At 72.9% G+C, this 19,467-nt stretch carries 15 protein-coding genes; 7 read left to right on the top strand and 8 right to left on the bottom strand.

The features are described 5' to 3' along the window. Window positions 1–233 precede the first annotated feature (233 nt). Window positions 234–1,619, top strand: a complete 1,386-nt coding sequence (locus AQJ84_RS08055; RefSeq protein ID WP_030044774.1) for an MFS transporter — start codon at window positions 234–236, stop codon at window positions 1,617–1,619. A gap of 41 nt (window positions 1,620–1,660) precedes the next feature. On the opposite strand, the gene AQJ84_RS08050 is transcribed toward AQJ84_RS08055, so the two are convergent. The 4 genes from AQJ84_RS08050 to lnt all read right to left on the bottom strand — a co-directional run bounded on the left by AQJ84_RS08050 (window position 1,661) and on the right by lnt (window position 6,709). Next, window positions 1,661–3,607 (bottom strand): helix-turn-helix domain-containing protein, encoded by a 1,947-nt coding sequence (locus tag AQJ84_RS08050; protein ID WP_030044775.1) that lies wholly within the window; start codon window positions 3,605–3,607, stop codon window positions 1,661–1,663. A gap of 76 nt (window positions 3,608–3,683) precedes the next feature. After that, window positions 3,684–4,493, bottom strand: coding sequence for a 3-hydroxybutyrate dehydrogenase (locus tag AQJ84_RS08045; protein WP_053190676.1), 810 nt, complete (start codon window positions 4,491–4,493; stop codon window positions 3,684–3,686). Between the two features lie 42 nt (window positions 4,494–4,535). After that, a complete protein-coding gene (locus AQJ84_RS08040) occupies window positions 4,536–5,027 on the bottom strand; it encodes an NUDIX hydrolase (protein WP_030044777.1) in 492 nt (163 codons plus the stop codon). A gap of 68 nt (window positions 5,028–5,095) precedes the next feature. After that, a complete protein-coding gene (gene lnt / locus AQJ84_RS08035) occupies window positions 5,096–6,709 on the bottom strand; it encodes an apolipoprotein N-acyltransferase (RefSeq protein WP_030044778.1) in 1,614 nt (537 codons plus the stop codon). 301 nt (window positions 6,710–7,010) lie between these two features. On the opposite strand from lnt, the gene AQJ84_RS08030 reads away from it, so the two are divergent. Further along, window positions 7,011–7,991, top strand: a complete 981-nt coding sequence (locus AQJ84_RS08030; protein WP_030044779.1) for an O-antigen ligase family protein — start codon at window positions 7,011–7,013, stop codon at window positions 7,989–7,991. Window positions 7,992–8,019: 28 nt separating this feature from the next. Here the strand turns inward: AQJ84_RS08030 and AQJ84_RS08025 are convergent, their stop codons facing one another. Further along, complete coding sequence (locus AQJ84_RS08025; protein WP_030044780.1) at window positions 8,020–8,556, bottom strand: hypothetical protein; 537 nt, start codon at window positions 8,554–8,556, stop codon at window positions 8,020–8,022. A gap of 139 nt (window positions 8,557–8,695) precedes the next feature. Further along, a complete protein-coding gene (locus AQJ84_RS08020) occupies window positions 8,696–9,481 on the bottom strand; it encodes a glutamate racemase (RefSeq protein WP_030044781.1) in 786 nt (261 codons plus the stop codon). Window positions 9,482–9,538: 57 nt separating this feature from the next. Here AQJ84_RS08020 and AQJ84_RS08015 point away from each other — a divergent pair, with 57 nt between their 5' ends. Continuing rightward, window positions 9,539–10,717, top strand: a complete 1,179-nt coding sequence (locus tag AQJ84_RS08015; RefSeq protein ID WP_198536281.1) for a glycosyltransferase — start codon at window positions 9,539–9,541, stop codon at window positions 10,715–10,717. 4 nt (window positions 10,718–10,721) lie between these two features. Here the strand turns inward: AQJ84_RS08015 and AQJ84_RS08010 are convergent, their stop codons facing one another. Next, a complete protein-coding gene (locus AQJ84_RS08010) occupies window positions 10,722–11,939 on the bottom strand; it encodes a TerD family protein (RefSeq protein WP_030045920.1) in 1,218 nt (405 codons plus the stop codon). A gap of 296 nt (window positions 11,940–12,235) precedes the next feature. On the opposite strand from AQJ84_RS08010, the gene AQJ84_RS08005 reads away from it, so the two are divergent. From AQJ84_RS08005 to AQJ84_RS07990, 4 genes are all read left to right on the top strand, one after another. Beyond that, complete coding sequence (locus tag AQJ84_RS08005; RefSeq protein ID WP_053190674.1) at window positions 12,236–12,685, top strand: DUF6643 family protein; 450 nt, start codon at window positions 12,236–12,238, stop codon at window positions 12,683–12,685. Window positions 12,686–12,728: 43 nt separating this feature from the next. After that, on the top strand, window positions 12,729–13,556 hold the full coding sequence (locus AQJ84_RS08000) for an MOSC domain-containing protein (RefSeq protein ID WP_030045918.1): 828 nt from the start codon (window positions 12,729–12,731) through the stop codon (window positions 13,554–13,556). 394 nt (window positions 13,557–13,950) lie between these two features. Then, entirely contained in the window at window positions 13,951–14,556 is a 606-nt protein-coding gene (locus AQJ84_RS07995; protein WP_030045917.1) for an Rv1733c family protein, read from the top strand. A 108-nt stretch (window positions 14,557–14,664) separates the two neighbouring features. Next, a complete protein-coding gene (locus AQJ84_RS07990; RefSeq protein ID WP_053190671.1) occupies window positions 14,665–17,103 on the top strand; it encodes a right-handed parallel beta-helix repeat-containing protein in 2,439 nt (812 codons plus the stop codon). On the opposite strand, the gene AQJ84_RS07985 is transcribed toward AQJ84_RS07990, so the two are convergent. Beyond that, complete coding sequence (locus tag AQJ84_RS07985) at window positions 17,073–19,421, bottom strand: alpha/beta hydrolase family protein (protein ID WP_053190668.1); 2,349 nt, start codon at window positions 19,419–19,421, stop codon at window positions 17,073–17,075. The genes AQJ84_RS07990 and AQJ84_RS07985 overlap by 31 nt on opposite strands. Window positions 19,422–19,467 lie beyond the last annotated feature (46 nt).

Raw genomic sequence — 19,467 nt, 5'->3', positions numbered from 1 at the left:
ATGCCTCGTGAGTGGGTTGGTCTGGTCCTGTGGTAGTCGGTCATGGCGGTCATGTCCCTCGAAGACGCCTGCCTGGAATCGTTTGTGCCTCGGTGAGCCTGCGGGCGGCATGGTGGCTGCACGCATAGCCAACCCTCGAACTATGTTGCCCCGCCACATGTGCGCCTGACCTGCGGGTTCCTACGGTGTGGCGACACGCAAACGTCCCCGTCACATCCCAGGAAGTGGTGCCGATGTCGTCGCCCGCAACCGCTCCACCGGCCCCGAACAACCTCAAGCGCATCGTCGCCGCCAGCCTCATCGGCACCACCATCGAGTGGTACGACTTCTTTCTCTACGGATCCGCCGCGGCCCTCGTCTTCAACAAGCTGTTCTTCCCGGGCTCCGACCCCCTCGTCGGCACGCTGCTGTCGTTCCTGACGTACGCCGTCGGATTCGCGGCGCGACCGCTGGGTGCCCTCGTGTTCGGGCACTACGGCGACCGGCTGGGACGCAAGAAGCTGCTGGTGTTGAGTCTGTTGCTGATGGGCGGGGCGACCTTCGCGATCGGTCTGCTGCCGACGCACGCGACCATCGGCACGGCCGCGCCGGTGCTGCTGACCGTGCTGCGGCTGGTCCAGGGGTTCGCGCTCGGCGGCGAGTGGGGCGGGGCGGTGCTCCTGGTGTCCGAGCACGGGGACGCTCGGCGGCGCGGCTTCTGGGCGTCATGGCCGCAGACCGGGGCCCCCGCAGGGCAGCTTCTCGCGACCGGCGTGCTGTCCTTCCTCACCGCCGTCCTGTCGGACGCCGCGTTCGGCAGCTGGGGCTGGCGGATACCGTTCCTGCTCTCCGGCGTGCTGGTCGTCGTCGGTTTGTGGATTCGTCTTTCTGTCGATGAATCGCCGGTCTTCAAACAGGCGTTGGAGCAGGCCGAGGCACGCAAGGCGGCAGGGCCCGGCGCCCCGGAGAAGCTGCCGATCGTCTCCGTGCTGCGTCACCACTGGCGGGACGTCCTGGTGGCGATGGGCGCGCGCATGGCGGAGAACATCAGTTACTACGTGATCACCGCGTTCATCCTCGTCTACGCCACCACCTCGGCCGGCGTCTCCAAGCAGACCGCGCTCAACTCGGTGCTCATCGCGTCGGCCGTGCACTTCGCGGTCATCCCGTGCTGGGGCGCGCTGTCGGACCGCGTCGGCCGCCGCCCGGTGTATCTCCTCGGCGCGGTCGGCGTCGGGCTGTGGATGTTCCCCTTCTTCTCGCTCATCGACACCGGCGGCTTCGGCAACCTGATCCTCGCGGTGACCGTGGGCCTGGTGTTCCACGGCGCGATGTACGCGCCCCAGGCCGCGTTCTTCTCGGAGATGTTCGCGACCCGGATGCGCTACTCCGGCGCCTCCATCGGCGCCCAGTTCGCCTCGGTCGCGGCAGGCGCGCCCGCCCCGCTGATCGCCACAGCGCTGTTGTCCGACTACGGCAGTTCCACGCCGATCGCGCTGTACGTCATCGGCGCGGCCGTGCTGACCGTGCTCGCGGTGGCCGTGGCCAAGGAGACCCGCAACCGGGACCTGTCAGAGGTCGAGTCCGCCGCCGGGCCGGAGGTGGTGCCCGCCCGCACCGCGGACGCGCACACCGTCTGATCCTCGCGTGACTGACCCCCGTACGCCCGTGCGTACGGGGGTCAGTGCTGTGCCGGTGCCGACAAGCGGTGCAGACGCAGGGCGAGTTGGATCTCGAGGGCGCGTGCGGGACTCTGCCAGTCGTCGCCGAGCAGACGCCCGATCCGGTCCAGGCGCTGGGCGACCGTGTTCACGTGGACGTGCAGGTCGTCCTTCGTACGAGCCGGGCTCATCCCGCAGGCGAAGTACGCGTCGAGGGTGCGCACCAGGTCGGTGCCACGTCGTTCGTCGTAGGCCACGACCTGACCGATCGTACGGCCGACGAAACCGCCGATGTCCCGGTCCCCGGCGAGCAACAGGCCCAGGAACCCGAAGTCCTCGGCGGCTGCCCCGTCGCCGGCTCGGCCGAGCAGCCGCAGGGCGTCGAGACAGCGGCGGCCCTCCCCGTAGGCGGCGGCCACGGCGTCCGGATGGGCGGCGAGGTCCTCGACCGGGGCGGAGGCGCCGACGGTGACCGCCTCGTGCACGGCGGTGCCGAGGTGACGGGCGGTGCGGCGCGCCAGCTTCGTCGCCGTGTCACCCGAGTTCAGGGGCAACAGCAGGACGGTGCCGCCGTCCCGGCTGGAGGCCAGGCCGTGCCGGGTGGCGGCGAGGTGGGAGGCGGCGGACCACAGCCGCCTGCGGGCAGCCGCCTCCTGGTCGGCGTCGGCCGCGGCCGCGTCCAGGCGGGCGGCGAGTACGACATGGGTGGTGTCGAGGTCGGCGTGCAGCCGGGTGGCCCGGTCGCGCAGCAGGCGCGGGTCGCGGTCGCGGGCGTCGAGCAGGTCGTCCAGCAGCTCGCCGCGGACGCGCTGTTCGGCCTCGGCGGCGGAGCGCCGGGCGAGCAGCAGGAGCGAGGTGACCATGGCGGCGCGTTCCAGGGTGCGCTGGTCGACGGGGTCGAGGCCCGGATGCCCGCGCAGCACGAGCGCGCCGAGCAGTTCGCCGCCGGCCGCCACCGCGGCGATCCAGTCGTCCGCGTGGCGCACCGCGTGTCCCTCGGCGCGGGACACCTCCAGGGCCTCGGCGGCTGCGTCGGCGGCCTCGGCGAACTCGACGGTGCCGTCCAGGATCTCGGAGACTGCCGCGGCCACGTCGTGGACCCCGCCGCCGCGCAGCACGAGTTCGGCGAGCCGGTCGTGGACGTCGGAGGCCCGCTCGATGACCCCGTTGTGGTCCCGGATGATCTCGTTGGCCCGCTCCAGTCCGGCGAGGGCCGAGCGGGTCTCGGTGAGGAGGTTCGCGGTGTCGATGGCGGCCGCGGCCAGCGCCGCGAAGGAACCGAGCAGCGCGATCTGCTCCCGTTCGAAGACCCGGGCCCGCCGGTCCGCCGCGAAGAGGACCCCGATGACGTGGTGCCCCAGTGTCAGCGGCACGCCGAGGATGGCGACCAGGCCCTCGTCCCGCACACCCGCGTCGATGGTGCGGGTGTGCTGGAAGCGTTCGTCCTTGAAGTAGTCGTCGGTGACGTACGGGCGGGCCGTCTGGGCGACCAGGCCGCCGAGCCCCTCGCCCATGCCGAGCCGCAACTGCTGGAAGCGGGCCGCCACCGAGCCCTCGGTGACCCGCATGTAGGTGTCGCCGCGTTCCGGGTCGTTCAGGCTGAGGTATGTCACGTCGGTGCCGAGCAGTGATCGGGCACGCTGGACGATGGCCCGCAGCACCGCGTCCAGGTCGCGCAGCCCGGCGAGGTCGTGGGCGGTCTCGAAGAGCGCGGACAACTCGGCCTCGCGCCGGCGCCGCCCCTCCAGCTCCGAGCGCACGCGCAGCGCCAGCAGCTTGGCCTGTTCGAGTGCGCCGATCCGTTCGGCCGACTGTCCCTCGGCGCGGGCGAGCAGGACCGGCTGCTCGTAGGCGTCGGCGGATGCCCCCCGGGCCAGCAGCTCCAGGAACGGCGCCTCGGCGCCGGCGGCCGGCGCTGCGGCGGCTGCGTCGGAGCGCTCGGCGGACTGCACGTGATCGCGGGACATGCTCACAGGATTCACCATCACCCGACCGCCCCGTCAGCCCTGTGGAGAACTCCGCCGCCGGCCGGCCCCGACCTTCTCAGTGCGCGGTCCAGCCACCGTCGAGGACGAGGGAGGCACCGGTCACGAAGGACGCCTGCGGCCCGCACAGATACGCCACGGCCTCCGCGACCTCCTCGGGCTCGATGAGCCGCTTCACGGCACTGTCCTGCAGCAGCACCTCGGACAGCACACGGTCCTCGGGGATGCCGTGCGTCCGGGCCTGGTCGGCGATCTGCTGCTCGACGAGCGGGGTGCGCACGTAGGCGGGGTTCACACAGTTCGAGGTGACGCCGTGGGGCGCGCCTTCGAGGGCGGCCGTCTTGGACAGGCCTTCCAGTCCGTGTTTGGCGGCCACATAGGCCGACTTGTAGGCGGAGGCGCGCAGTCCGTGAACGGAGGAGACGTTGACGACGCGCCCCCACCCCTGCCCGTACATGTGGGGCAGCGCGCCGCGGATCAGCCGGAACGGGGCCTCCAGCATCACCGTCAGCACCGTGTGGAAGACGTCGGGCGGGAACTCCTCGATGGGGCGGACCAGTTGCAGCCCCGCGTTGTTGACGAGGACGTCGGTCCCGGCGGCGGCGAGTTCGGCGGCGTCCAGGTCGGTCAGGTCGAGGACGTGCGGTTCGAGGCTGCCCGCGAGGCCCTGGGACTGAACGGCGAGCGCGTCGAGGCCCGCGGCGTCCCGGTCCACCGCTCTCACCTTGGCCCCGGCGGCCGCGAGCCGCAGCGCGCAGGCGCGGCCGATGCCGCCGGCCGCGCCGGTGACGAGAGCGGTGCGGCCGCCGAGGTCGAGCGTGGGGGTGGAGGCGCCATGGGGTGCCGAGAGGGCGCTGCTAGCGGTCATGCCCTGACCCTAGGCAGCACCCAAGCCGCGCCCCATGTGGTCTCAACCCACACTTCCCTCGCTACTAGTGGGGTCGAACCATGTGGGTGCGTCCGACAGCGCCTGCTTGATCCTCAGGTGTGCGAAGTCGTTCAGCTCGGGCAGGGCGTCCACCTCGAACCAGCCGACTTCGAGGGACTCGTCGTCGTTCACCCGCGCCTCGCCGCCGAGGGCACGGCAGCGGAACGAGATGTCCATGTACTGGCACACGTCGCCGTTGTCGTAGGCGACGGGCCGCAGCGACTGGACGACGATCACCCGCTCCACCTCGCAGTGCACCCCCGTCTCCTCCTCGACCTCCCGCACCGCGCAGGCCGCGGGCTGCTCCCCCGGCTCCGGGATGCCGCCGATCAGTGCCCACCTGCGGGTGTCGGAGCGACGGTTGAGCAGCACTCTGCCCGCGTCGTCGAGGACGACGGCGCTGACGCCGGGCAGCCACAGCAACTCGTGGCCGATGGAATCCCGGAGGGCTCGGATGAAGTCAGGAGTAGCCATGGCCCCGACCCTAACGGGCCGGTTCCGTGGCCCAGGCGGTCTTCCCCGGGCGCCCGGCAGGCGTACGGCTACACGCCACCGGCGCGTCGCCCGCGCACACCCGCGCCGATCGCCCAGCCGAGTCCGCCCGCGGCGACCAGCACCAGGGCGATCTCCGGAAGGATGCCCAGCCGGGTCGCGGGGGTCTGCGAGGAGCGCAGCGGGACCTTCTGCACCAGCGAGTCGGCGACGAACATGCCGGTCTTCTGCGTGATCATCCCGTCCGGCATGATGATCGCGCTGACGCCGCTGGTCACCGGAACGGTGACGGTCCGGCTGTGCTCGACGGCACGGACGCGGGACATCGCGAGCTGCTGGTAGGTCATCTCGCTGCGGTCGAAGGTCGCGTTGTTGCTGGGCACGGAGATCATCTGGGCGCCGTCGGTGACCTCGGAGCGCACGGCCCAGTCGAAGGCCGCCTCGTAGCAGGTGACCAGGCCGACCTTGGCGCCGTCCATGTCGAACACGCCCGGCTTGCTGCCCCGGCTGAAGTCCTGGCGGACCATGGAGGTCCAGTTGTCGTTGATCGCGCCGATGAGCGAGCGCAGCGGGAGGTACTCGCCGAAGGGCTGGATCTGCCGCTTGTCGTAGGTGTCCACGGGCCCCTTGACCGGGTCCCACAGGATCTGCTCGTTGTAGAGCCTGCCGTCCCGCTCGACGACACCGCCGACGGAGACCGGCACGCCGATCGCCTTGGCCGCCTGGTCGATGACGGTGCGCGCGTCGCTGTTGGCGAAGGGGTCGATGTCGGAGGAGTTCTCCGGCCACAGCACGAAGTCCGGTTTGGCGACCTTGCCCGCCTTGACCTCGGCGGCCAGCCGCTCGGTCTCGCGCGCGTGGTAGTCGAGCACGGCCCGGCGCTGGGCGTTGAACTCCAGCCCGGCCCGCGGCACGTTGCCCTGGATGACCGCGACGGTCACGGTGCCGTCCTCGGCCTTGTCGCTGACCAGCGGGCCGGCGGCCACCGCCCCGACCACGGGTACGGCCACGCTCAGGAGGGCGACGGCCGCGGCCGAGCGCCGTACCGCGCGCGTGCGCCGGCCCTCGACGACCAGGCGTACGACCTCGTGGAGACCGAAACCGCACAGGACGACCGCGAAGCCGAGCACCGGGGTGCCGCCCACCGCGGCGAGCGGCAGGAAGACACCGTCCGCCTGGCCGAAGGCGACCTTGCCCCAGGGGAAGCCGTTGAAGGGCACCCGCGCGCGTGCCGCCTCGCCGGCGATCCAGATCGCCGCCGCCCACACCGGCGCGCCCGGCAGCCTGGACACCGCGGCGATGCCCGCGCCGACCAGCGCGACGAACATCGCCTCGATCACGACCAGCGCGATCCAGGGCCCGGGGCCGACCTCCACACCGGTCCACACCAGCAGCGGCAGCAGGAAGCCCAGGCCGAAGAGGTAGCCGAGACCGAGACCCGCCTTCCAACCGCGGCCGCGCAGCACCCAGCCGAAGACGGCGAAGGCGGGCAGGGCCAGCCACCACAGGGTGCGCGGCGGGAAACTGACGTAGAGCAGGACTCCGGAGAGCGCTGCTGCGGCGGCGGGGAGGAGACGACGCAGGAGCCGCGCCCCGCGCGATGCGGGCGCGGTCGGGGGCTTCACCTGGTCCGACTCGTCCACGGAGGTTGCGGTGACGGTCACCTGGGGAGTGTACGGCGGCTGACCTCGGAGCCGACAGCGCGGTCCCTCCGGTCCCGGGGGATGTCCCTCCGCGCAAGGGGAGCATCGTTCCTGCGCAACTCGGTCCAACTCGTCCACAAACCGGTCATCAGCCGTTACGGTGTGCCGAAGTCTCTGTCGTACGGGCCGGTAACGCCCGCGGCGACCGGGACCGTCACAGGTCGGGGGCGACCGGCGTTCGGGGGGCGGGGTGGGTTCCACAGGGATGACGGCGTTGGCCGGTCCGGATGAGGACGGCGACAGACGAAACGTTTCTGACGCGATGGGTGTCGCGGTCCTGACGGCTTGCGCCGTCTGGTCCCTCATATCGGCGGCCGCGCACGACGGTCGCCCCGAGGGCGTGCTGCTCGCGGTCCTGGCCGTGGGCGCCGGATACGCGGCGGGACGGATCTGCGGAGCACTCGTACCGGTCGCCGCGCCCGGCGCGGCCGCCCTCGCCGGGCTCGGCCTCGCGGTGGGCCGGTCGCACGTGGGTCCGGGGCCGGAGATCGTCGCGCCGCTGGGGCAGGCCGGCGCCACCGCCGCCCTGCTGACTCTGTCGGCCGGCGCCGCGTGCTGCGCGGCCTGGTCCGCCGGGGCGCCGGCCCTGCGGGGCGCACTGCGTGCGCTGGCCGTCGGGATCGCGGTGACCGCGGCCGTTCTCGGATCGGTCAGCGGGTTCGTGGCCTGCACGGCGGTCCTGTTGTGCTCGCTGGCCGCGGGCCGGCTGCGCCACCGCGCCCCGGCTCTCGCGGGACTGGCTCTGTCGGCGGCCCTGGCGACCGGACTGACCTGGGCCGTCGCCGGCCACGCGGTGCCGGACGGCCTCGAGGTGTCCCTGCGCGGCGGGCTCACCCAGCACCGGATACAGCTGTGGCACGACGCGCTGGGCATGGCACACCGGGAGACGGCGCTGGGCGTGGGCCCGGGCCGGTTCGGGGAGCTCAGCACGACGGCGGCGCAGACGCTGGTCTCCGACGGCAAGCCCCACTCGGCGCCACTTCAGCAGGCGGCCGAACAGGGAGTCGTCGGCGTGGCCCTGCTGGCGGTCACCTTCTGCTGGATGCTCTACGCCCTGTGGCGCACCGGGCGGCCGACACCCGTCGCTCTCACCGCGGGCGCGGCCCTGACGGCGCTGGCGGTGATCTCCTGCGTCGGCAACGCGTTGAGCTTCACCACGGTGTCGGCGGGCGCGGGGCTTGTGGCCGGACTGGCCACGGCACACCCCTTCACGGAGGAGCCTGCGGAGTCCTCGGGCCGGTGAGCCAGGGGGCACGGCCGGGACCGTCGGCTCAGCGGGCGGCGCCCGACCGCAGCCGGTCCCGGATGACCCGTACGGCCGCCTCCGCGTCGTCCACCGTGATGGTGAACGTATGGCCGTCCCACAGTTGCAGCACGACGCCCTCGCCGCGTCGCACGACGACCGCGGTGCCCATCTCGGGCCGCCAGCGGTAGCCCCAGCCGCCCCAGTGGCGAGGCGAGACGTGCTGGGCGAACTCGGCACCGGCGACGTGCGCCAGCGGGATGCGGCGGCGCGGCAGGCCCATGTGGCCGCAGCGCACCTCCAGGCACTCCGCGTCGACCTTCAGAGCCACGTGCACGAAGGCGAGGGTGCCGAAGAGGACCAGCAGCCCGGCCGCGATGCAGCCGACGACGGACATCACCAGCGGGGCGACGCCGGACGTCCACTTCGAGTCGACGGCGAGCTCGACGCCGAGCGCCACGCAGGCGGCGCCGAAGAGCGCCAGCAGCCACTGGACCCGGTTGGAGGCCCGTCCGGTCCAGACGTCGGGGTGCGAGGTGTTCTCGCCCTGGGGGTGGTCCCTCATGGATATGAGACTACTCAGGAATCGCTGTGCGGCCAGCGCGTCGCGCAGAGTGACTGCTCCGGGCGGGGGTGACGGCGGACGCCCGTCCCCTTCTGTCGCGCCCGGCGCGCGTGCCCCGTACGGGGACGGCCGCCCGGGGTTACCTGGCGGGGCTGACGTCCTGGAGGAGCCGGCCCTCCTCGTAGGCCAGGGCGGCCTCGGGCAGGTTCCCCTCGCGGCCGCTGAGCAGCACCGTCAGGGTGCCGTCGGCCTCGGCCCGGGGGGCGGGCTGCTCACCCAGCCGGCGCAGCGCCTGGGCGGACACGGCGCCGGCGGAGCCGTGCAGGACGAGCGGCGGGAACCCGGGACGCTGCACCGCGGCGCGGATGCGTTCGGAGACGAGCTCGTAGTGCGTGCAGCCCAGGACGACGGTCGTCACGTCGGCCGGCGTCAGGGCCGCGGCCGCGGCCACGGCCGCCTCGATGGCCGCCTCGTCGGCGTGCTCCACGGCCTCGGCGAGACCATGGCAGGGCACCTCGGTCACGGCCACGCCGTCGGCGAAGTCCTCGATGAGACCGCGCTGGTACGGGCTGCCGGTGGTGGCGGGCGTCGCCCAGATCGCGAAGGGGCCGCCGCCGGCCGCGGCGGGCTTGATCGCGGGGACGGTGCCGATGACGGGGATGCCCGGTTCGAAGCGGGCACGCACGGTCGGCAGGGCGTGCACGGTGGCGGTGTTGCAGCCGATGATCAGGGCGTCGGGCCGGTGCGCGGCGGCGGCCTCGGCGACGGCCACGGCGCGCCGTGTGAGGTCCTCGGGGGTCCTGGGGCCCCAGGGCATGCCGTCGGGATCCAGAGAGAGGACGAGATCTGCGTCGGGGCGCAGACGCCGTACCGCGGCGGTGGCCGCCAGCAGCCCGATTCCGGAGTCCATGAGCGCGATCTTCACCCGGCCACGATAGACGATGGGCCCTTGACGGCCGGTCCGGTGGGGCAGACTGCGCGCGTGAGCGTCTTCGCGTGGACCGCCGCCGGATCACTCGCCGCCTGGGTGTGGCTGCTGCTGTGCCAGGGCTTCTTCTGGCGTACCGACGTCAGGCTGCCGGCCAGGAGTGATCCTCCGGACTGGCCGTCGGTCTGTGTGGTGGTACCGGCCCGCGACGAGGTCGAGGTGCTGGCGGCGAGTCTGCCGACCCTGCTGCGCCAGGACTACCCGGGGCGGGCTGAGGTCTTCCTCGTCGACGACGGCAGCAGCGACGGCACCGGGGAGCTCGCGCACGAACTGGCACGGCGGCACGGCGGGCTGCCGCTGACCGTGTCCTCGCCCGGGGAGCCGCCCGCCGGCTGGACGGGCAAGCTCTGGGCGGTGCGCCACGGGATCGGACTGGCACACGTGCGTGCCCCCGAGTACCTGCTGCTGACCGACGCCGACATCGCCCACGCGCCGGACAGCCTGCGGGAGTTGGTCGCGGCGGCGCGCTCCGGTGGTTTCGACGTCGTCTCCCAGATGGCGCGGCTGCGGGTGGCGAGCCTGTGGGAGCGGCTCGTCGTACCGGCCTTCGTCTACTTCTTCGCCCAGTTGTATCCGTTCCGCCGGATCGGCAGGCGCGGGGCGCGGACGGCGGCCGCGGCGGGCGGCTGTGTCCTGTTGCGCACCGCTGCGGCCGAGCGGGCGCGGATCCCGGACGCCATCCGGCACGCCGTGATCGACGACGTGGCGCTGGCGCGGGCGGTCAAGGGCGGCGGCGGCCACATCTGGCTGGGGCTGGCCGAGCGGGTGGACAGCGTGCGCCCGTATCCGCGGCTGAGCGACCTGTGGCGGATGGTGTCGCGCAGCGCGTACGCGCAGCTGCGGCACAGCCCGCTGCTGCTGACCGGGACGGTGGCCGGGCTGGCACTGGTGTACCTGGTGCCGCCCGTGGTCCTGGTCGCGGGTGTGGTGACGGAACGTACGGGGGGCGCGGTACTCGGCGGGCTGGCGTGGCTGGTGATGACCGGGACGTACGTCCCGATGCTCCGCTACTACCGTCAGCCGCTGTGGCTCGCTCCCCTGCTGCCGTTCACCGCGTTCCTCTATCTCCTCATGACGGTCGACTCCGCCGTGCAGCACTACCGGGGACGCGGGGCCGCGTGGAAGGGCCGTACCTACGCGCGGCCGGACGCCGTCGTGGGGGACGAGACCTGAGGCGTCACTTCCTGCCGGGGGTCCAGTTCATCCCCCAGCCATAGGCGTGGTCGACGGTCCGCTGGGGGCTCACGCCGCGCTCGGGCACGAGATAGCGGGCCTCGCGCTGCACGACCAGGTCACTGCCCGTGCTGGTGATCAGGGCGAGCGCGCACACGGTCGAGGGGACCGTGCACTCGTCGAGGGAGAAGTCGATCGCCGCGCCGTGCTGAGGCTGGAGGGTGACCCTGGCGTGCAGATCGGCGAAGGACCGTGCTCCCTCGTAGATGGTGACGAAGACCAGGATGCGACGGAAGGCCCGCCGCTGGTCGAGGTTGACGGTGAGGTTCTCGCCGCCGGAGACGGCGCCGGTGCGGTCGTCGCCGTCGAGGTGGATGTACGGCGGGCGGTGCAGGGCGCCGAAGGCGTTGCCGAGCGACTGCACGACTCCCTTGCTGCCGTCGGCGAGTTCGTACAGGGCGCACAGGTCCAGGTCGAGGTCGGCGTGCAGAGCCGCCGGGCGGCCCAGCTTGCCGCCCCACCCCGAGAACTGCTTGCGCACCTCCCAGTTGAGGTTCACGCGCAGCACGCCGGAGGTGCCGCCCTGCTTGGTGAGCGACACCGAGGGCGCGGCCTTGGTGAGTGTCACCTTGGTGAGCTGAACCGGGGCCGCGGGAGGGGGCGGTGGCGCGGGGGCCGGGGACGCGACGGGCTCGGCCCGCTGCGGTTCGTCGACGGTGATTCCGAAATCCGTGGCAAGGCCTTCCAGGCCGCTGCCGTAGCCCTGTCCGACGGCCCGGAATTTCCACGCTCCCTGCCGCCGGTAGAACTCCCCGAGAACGAAAGCGGTTTCTACCGTCGCGCCCGTGCTGTCGAATCGAGCGACGACCGTTCCGCGAGCCGCGTCCCGCACTTCGATGTAGAGGTCCGGAACCCCGGCGAAGGTGCCGCCGTCCGCGGAGGCGGCGAGGACGACGGTCTCGATCGCGGGCTCCATGCCGGCGAGGTCGACGAGGAGCGTGTCGGTCACCCGGCCGCCCGCGTCCCGCTTGCCCTCGTGGCGGACCGCTCCGGCGGCGTGTGCCGGCTGGTTGTAGAAGACGAGGTCGGCGTCGGAGCGGACCTTCGTACCGGCCAGCAGCAGTGCCGAGGCGTCCACGTCGGGGACGCCGGGTCCCGAACGCCATCCCAGTTCGACGCGGAGCGCCGTCGACGGCACCGGGACGTTCGAGCCCTTCGTCATTGACATGTCCGCCCCCATCGCGTGTCACCGCGCCGGCCCGCCCCGGCGTCGCATCCGGCTGTCTACACGGTCAACCTATTCCTCAGGACAGGGAACTCCCATCGCACGCACAGCGAGACCGGTGATCAACCGCCGGTAACCCCCTGGGAACTCGGGCTTTACATGAGAATCGCCCTGCATGCCGCCCCTTTTTGCCAAGTTCGCTCGCATTGGGGATCCCAGGTCACTGCCGACACGGAAAACAACCCTCTTATCGGTCTCCCCAACCAGCACATCGTGGGCTTAACTTATGTGCCATGACCTCCCCCCGCTCCACTTATGGCGGCGGCTACTACTCCGCCTCCTTCCCGGACACTCCGATCTACGACTCGCTCGTGGCCGAGCGGGGCACCCCGCAGATCGCCCCGATCCGGGTCCCCGCCGCATACGACATGCCGGGCAGTCACCTGCCCGCGCTGCCGTCGGCACTCCCCGCCCTTCCGGCAGGTCCGTCCCAGCCCGCCTACGGCAACGGCTACGGCTACCCGCAGGCTCAACAGCCCTCTCCTCTCCAACAGGCGCCCGCGGCGTACATCCCGCAGCAGGCCGCCGCGCCACGCGGCTACCCCGGGCAGCAGGCGCAGCAGCCGCGACCGGCGAGCCCCGGTATGGGCACGGGGTACGAGGCGATGCGCCCCGCGGCCCCCCGGCCCGCGCCGGCTCCCTATCAGGACCCGTACAACAACCAGCAGTACCGCGGCTACTGAGCTCCCCCGCAGGGCTGTCGTCGCCTGCTGGCACGATGGCCTCATGGGGAACGCGCAGCTGCAGTCGATTCATGTTCATCCGGTCAAGGCGTTCCGGGGCCTCTCGCCCCGGACAGCCGCGGTGGAGCCCTGGGGGCTGGCCGGAGACCGGCGCTGGGTGCTGATCGACGACGGGGGAAAGGTCGTCACACAACGTCAGCAACCGCGCCTCGCACTGGCCGTCGCCGAGCTGCTGCCCGGCGGCGGCGTTCGTCTGTCCGCGCCCGGCATGGACGACCTGACCGTGCCCGTGCCGCGGTCGGACGACACGGTCTGGGTAGAGATCTTCCGCGACAAGGTCGAGGGCGTTCCCGCGGAGGGCACCGCCGCGCACGCCTGGTGCAGCCGGTACCTGGGCGCCGAGGTGCGCCTGCTCCACATGTCCGACCCCGCCACCAGCCGGCCCGTCGACCCGGAGTTCGCGCTGCCGGGCGAGACCGTCTCGTTCGCCGACGGCTATCCCCTGCTGCTCACCTCGACGGCATCCCTCGACGCCCTCAACTCCCTGATCGCGCGGGGCGACCACGCGGCCGAGGGCCCGCTGCCCATGGACCGCTTCCGGCCCAACGTGGTCGTCTCCGGCACCTCCGCCTGGGCCGAGGACGACTGGTCGCGCGTCCGCATCGGAGACGTCGACTTCCGGGTCGCCAAGGTGTGCGGGCGCTGCGTCGTGACCACGACCGACCAGAGCACCGCCCGGCGTGGCACGGAACCCCTGTACACCCTCGGCCGGCACCGGCGCCTCGGTGGCAGGCTGGTCTTCGGCCAGAACCTGGTGCCCCTCTCCCCCGGCACGATCCGGGTCGGGGACCCGGTGACCGTCCTCGCCTAGGGAGTGTCCGCGACGTCCGCCCGGAGCGCGGGCCCTCCTGCGTCCGGTGCCTGCTCTCGGCGTGCCGGGCGGACGCCCGCGTAGTGGTCGTACTCGGGTGTTCGCCCGGTGCGGCGAGTGGGGTACTCCCCTGCTGCAGCGAAGCCGAGAACTTGTGGGAGCGTGCCGGGCGCCGCGGCGCAGGCGGGACTCCGCGGACACCCGCCAGGGCCGTCTGACACGTATCGGCCATCCCGGCCGCAACCGGGAACCCCGATCCGGGGCCTGTGCGTTGGAGTTCGCGAGAAGTCCACGAGGGACCGGTCGCGGGTGATTTCGCTCTCTCTTTGACCGTCCCGGCAGATGTACGGCTCCGCCAGGGGCTATCACGGAGCGGGAGAGGGGGTGCGAGACGGTGCGAGCGATCAGCGGACTCTGGCGGTGGCGGCACAACCCGCTGCGGCGCGCGACCGATCTGGCCGAGGCCTGGGTGGCTTTCGCGGCCCTGCTGCTGATCCTGGTCGTGGGGCCCGTCATCGGCTCGCTGGTCGGCACTCTCGCCCAGGACACCCTGCAGCGCTCGGCCCGGGAGCAGCGCGAGTCGCGGCACCTGGTGGCGGCCACCGTGGTCCGCAAGCTGGACCCCTCCCCTCTCGACGCCGATCCCGAGACGTCCTCCGGCCGGGATCTGCGCAGCCGGGTGGTGGCCGACTGGACCGCGCCGGACGGCACCGCGCACCACGGCAAGGTGCTGGCCCCCCTTCAGGACCCGCACCGCGGCGACCACTTCACGCTGTGGACGGACGAACACGGACGCATAGTGGCCCGCCCGCTCGACGCCGCCACCGCGACCACCCACGCCGTGCTCGCCGGGTTCGGCGCCGCCCTCCTCACCACGGCCCTCGTCGAGGTGGGAAGACGGCTCACGGTGTGGCGCATGGTCCGTCGCCGGTACGCCGGTTGGGACCGCGCCTGGGAGCGGGCGGGCCCGGACTGGGGCAGGACCGGCACCGGCAGCTGACGGCCTTCCGGCTCTGGTCAACCCACCGCCTGCGCGCACGCTACGGTGGACCGGCCGAACGCACTCGGCATCAACCCGCGTACCACGAGGTGGGGGCACAGCAACGCCATGGCACAGGGCACGGTCCAGGTGACGCACACCGGCACATCGAGGTGGCGGCGCCGCACGGGTGAGTACGCATCGCTCGCCGCCGCCCTGGAGGCCGCGGCCGAGGGAGACGTCCTCACCGTCGCCCCCGGCACCTATCGGGAGAACCTCGTCGTCCAGCGAGCGGTGACCCTGCGCGGCCCCGAGGGCTCCCCCGGCTCGGTGCGCATCGCGCCCCTGGACGGGGTACCCCTGACCGTGCGGGCCTCCGCGGTGGTGCAGGACCTGCACGTGGAGGGCCAGGACGCGGCGGCGCCCGCCCTGCTCGTCGAGGAGGGCACGCCGGAGCTCACGGACATCCGGATCGTCACCCGCTCCGCGGCCGGCATCGAGGTGCGCGGCGGTGCCCGGCCCACCGTGCGGCGCTGCACCGTCGACAACCCCGCCGGCATCGGTATCGCCGTGGTCGACGGCGGTGGCGGCGTCTTCGAGGAGTGCGAGGTCGTCGCGGCCGGCCAGGCCGGCGTGGCGGTGCGCGGCGGCGCCCATCCCCGCCTTGACCGCTGCCGGGTGCACCACACCTCCGGCGTCGGCCTGTCGGCGACCGGCGAGAACTCCGCGCTGGAAGCGGTGGGTTGCGAGGTGTACGAGGTCCGCGGCAGCGGCGTTCAGATCACCGGCCGCGCCACCGCGCACCTCACCGACTGCGATGTGCACCGCACCACCGCGGACGGCGTCACGCTCGACACGGACGCCGTGCTGACCCTGGCCGACTGCCGTATCCACGACATCCCGGAGAACGCGGTCGACCTGCGCTCGCGCTCCGTCCTCACCCTGACCCGCACGACGGTGCGGCAGTTCGGGCGCAACGGCCTGTCGGTGTGGGACCCCGGAACCCGGGTGGACGCCAACCAGTGCGAGATCTTCGACAGCACGGGCGACTATCCGGCCGTCTGGGTCAGCGACGGCGCCACCGTGGTCCTCGACTCCTGCCGGGTGCACGACGTGCCGGACGCGTTGTTCGTCCTGGACCGGGGCTCACGCGCGGACGTCGTGGACAGCGACCTCTCCCAGGTGCGCAACACGGCCGTGTCGGTGAGCGACGGCGCCACCGCTCAACTCGACGACTGCCGCATCCGGGACGCGGCGACGGGGGCCTGGTTCCGTGACCACGGCAGCGGCGGCACCCTCAACAACTGCACGGTGGACGGCACCCAGACCGGCGTGATCGTCACCAAGGGCGCCGACCCGACGATCGAGCGCTGCACCGTCGACTCCCCCGCCGAAGCGGGCTTCTACGTCTCGGCGGGCGGCCGGGGCAGCTTCCTGGACTGCCGGGTCACGGGCAGCGGCGGCTACGGATTCCACGTGATCGACGGCTGCCGTACGACACTGAGGAAGTGCCGCACCGAACGGTGTGCCCGCGGTGGGTACGAGTTCGCGGACGCCGGCCCCGACACGGCGTCCGGAGCCGGCCCCGTGGTGGAGGACTGCACGAGCGACGAGAGCGGCGGCCCGCTGCGGGCTCCCGCGGCGGAGACCGCCGTCCAGACGGTGTCCCCTTCCTCCGGCCTGCTGGGCGCGATCCCCGGGCAGCGCGCCACCGAGCAGGAGCCGCTGGTCACCCCCGCCGCGCCGGAGCAGCCGTCGCGGACCTCGAAGGCGGTGCTCGGTGAGCTGGACGCGCTGGTGGGCCTGGACAGCGTCAAGCGCGAGGTGCGGGCGCTCACGGACATGATCGAGGTGGGCCGGCGCCGGCAGCAGGCGGGCCTGAAGGCGGCCTCGGTGAAGCGGCACCTGGTCTTCACCGGCTCACCCGGCACCGGCAAGACGACGGTCGCCCGGCTCTACGGCGAGATCCTGGCCTCCCTCGGCGTGCTGGAGAAGGGCCACCTCGTGGAGGTGTCCCGCGTCGACCTGGTCGGCGAGCACATCGGCTCCACGGCGATCCGCACCCAGGAGGCCTTCGACAAGGCGCGCGGCGGGGTGCTGTTCATCGACGAGGCGTACGCGCTGTCGCCGGAGGACTCGGGCCGGGACTTCGGCAAGGAGGCCATCGACACGCTGGTGAAGCTGATGGAGGACCACCGGGACGCGGTGGTCGTGATCGTCGCGGGCTACACGGCCGAGATGGAGCGGTTCCTCTCCGTCAACCCCGGTGTGGCGTCCCGCTTCTCCCGCACCATCACCTTCAGCGACTACGACCCCGACGAGCTGCTGCGGATCGTCGAGCAGCAGGCCGAGGAGCACGAGTACCGGCTGGCGTCGGGTGCCGCGGAGGCCCTGCTGAAGTACTTCACGACGCTCCCCAAGGGACCGGCCTTCGGCAACGGCCGCACCGCCCGGCAGACCTTCGAGGCCATGGTCGAGCGGCACGCGAGCCGGGTCGCCCAGGTCGAGGACCCGAGCACGGACGATCTGACGCTGCTCTACGCGGAGGATCTGCCCGAGCTGTCCTGAGGCCGCTGCGCCGGCACGTCGGGCCGCAGCCGGGCCAGCAGTCGCTGCCGCTCCTCGGCGAACGCCGGGTCGGCCTGGTAGTCGGAGTGTCCGAGGATCGGCGCGGGCAGTGGATGCGCGCCGGTACGGCCGTACGCCAGTGGGTCCTTGAGCGCTGCGCGGTCCACCTCGGGGCCGCAGTCGCCGGGCAGCCGGACCGGGCCGCCGATCGGGTCGGTGGGCCGGTGCAGGTTGCGCCAGCAGTCGACGTCGTGGTGCAGCGCGCTGAGCGCGGCCGGGCCGAAGTGGGCGGGGAACCAGCGGCCGTAGAGCCGCTCCAGGGGTGAGCCGTACGTCAGCAGCGCGACGCGTTTGCGGACGGACGGCTTCAGCTGCCAGGCGGCCGCCGCGGCGAGGACGCTGCCCTGGGAGTGTCCGGAGATGACGAGGCGTCCGCCGGTGGCGCCGGTCCAGGTCGCCACGCGCCAGGTCAGGTCGGGCACCGCGCGTTCGGCGTAGCAGGGCGGCGCGAAGGGGTGGGCGGCGCGGGGCCAGAAGGTACCGACGTCCCAGAGGATGCCGATGGTGCGGCGGGCTCCGGCGTCCTTGTAGGCCCGCCGGCCCCAGGTGACGAACAGTATGAAGCCGAGTCCGATCAGCCAGGAGCCGAGCGCCTGCGCGGTGTCCGCGGCGCCCTGGACGAAGGTGTGCGTGCCCTGGGCGGCCTCCGCGGGTGCCTTGTCGGTGGTCAGGGCGCCCACCAGGGCTCCGGCGCCCAGGAGGAGGGTGGTGGCGGCGGTGACCGCGACGAGGAGGGGGCCACGGTCGGTGAGGGTGGCCATGGCCCGGGTCCGCGCGATGCGTCGGGTGCGGGTGGCGTCCGCGGACTCCCCGGGATAGTCCTGTTCCATCGTGGCCAGTTCGGCCCGCTGCAGCAGCCAGGTCCGCCGCGCCAGCCAGCCGCAGAGCGCCAGCAGGACGACGAGCACCCCCGGGATCACCGACGCCTGCCAGGTCAGCAGGACCGGCGGACCGGCGATGGTCACGCCGGTGCCGTCCAGCCAGTCGGCGACCCGCTGGGAGACTCCGCCGGACATCACCCCGCCGAGGGCGCAGGCCAGCGTCGCGACGGCGGGCCCGCCCAGGCCCCGCATCGCGGCCCGCGGGTCGGGGTGCGCGCGGTGCAGGACGTGGGCGACCACACCGAGGGCGATGACGAGCGCACCCTGGACCAGGGCGATGGCACCGAAGGTCGTGTCGCCCGGCAGCCGGCCCTCCGACTCCCACCCGGGGCGCTCCCACCCGGCGTACACGGCGGCGAGAAGGAGCAGCGCGAGGGCGCCGAGCGGCAGCCGTCGTACGAGGTGGGCGTCGAGCTCACGATCGAGACGGTGTTCGCTGCGGCCACGTCGGCAGACCACCCACACCACGCCCGCCGCGGTGGCGGCGAGCGCCGCTTCGAAGAGCCGGCCGAGTACGTCGAGCAGCGCGGGACCGCCGGGACGGTGGTCGAAGCGTGCGGCCGCCGTCCCGACCGCGGCGGCGACCGTCAGCAGGCCCGCGGCGGTGTGCGCGGCACGCAGCCGGGCCACCAGGCGGCGGCCGTACCAGAACCCGGGGCGGTTCAGCGCGGTGCGTCCGGTCTCCTCGTCGGGCTCGGGTGTCCGTGACATGGGCTGCTGGGACTCGTACGCGCTCCAGGTGCGGTGGGACAGGTACCACAGGAGGGCGGTGAGCACGGCCGGGACCAGGGCCGCGAGGGCCAGGCGGCGGCCGGGCCCGCTCCACCAGCCGTCGTCCGAGACGGCGGGCGAGAGGAAGCCGAGCCAGGAGTGCCGCTCGGCACACGCGCGCGTGCCCGCGCACTGCCAGGCGGTGAGGTCGAGAGCGACCTCGCAGACGGCGGCGACGAGCAGCACGGTCAGGCTCAGTCCGGCGAGCCTGACCAGCAGGCCGTACAGGCGCACCGTCCTTCTGCGGCCGCGTGCGGTGGGGCGCATCCAGTGGGCGAGGTTGACGACCATGAAGGGCAGCAGCAACAGCCACAGGGCGCGGGTGCCGTTGCCGGAGGTGAGGTTGCACCAGACGTACGCCTCGGGCACCGGGCGTCCGCCGTGATCGGGCGGCTGGGTCTCGGCGTCGGCGTCCTCGGCGCGCCGGAAGACGGCCGCCGTGTCGTCACCGGTGATCCTGACCGTGCGCGGATCGTCGAGCATCTTCTCGGGTGTGGTGCCGCCGACCCCGTGGACCAGGAGCTCCAGGGCGGTCTCGGACTGCTCCGGCCGTGTGGCGGTGCCCTCGGCGCCGGTGGCCGAGACCCGTTTCTGCGCAGGTTCCACTCTTCGCACTTCCCCCGTGACGCGGCGTTGGCATCTTCTCGTGCGA

The organism is Streptomyces resistomycificus, assembly GCF_001514265.1.
GTDB lineage: Bacteria > Actinomycetota > Actinomycetes > Streptomycetales > Streptomycetaceae > Streptomyces > Streptomyces resistomycificus.
Note: the sequence above shows the minus strand (reverse complement) of the source record. Positions and strands in the feature narration are given on the sequence as shown.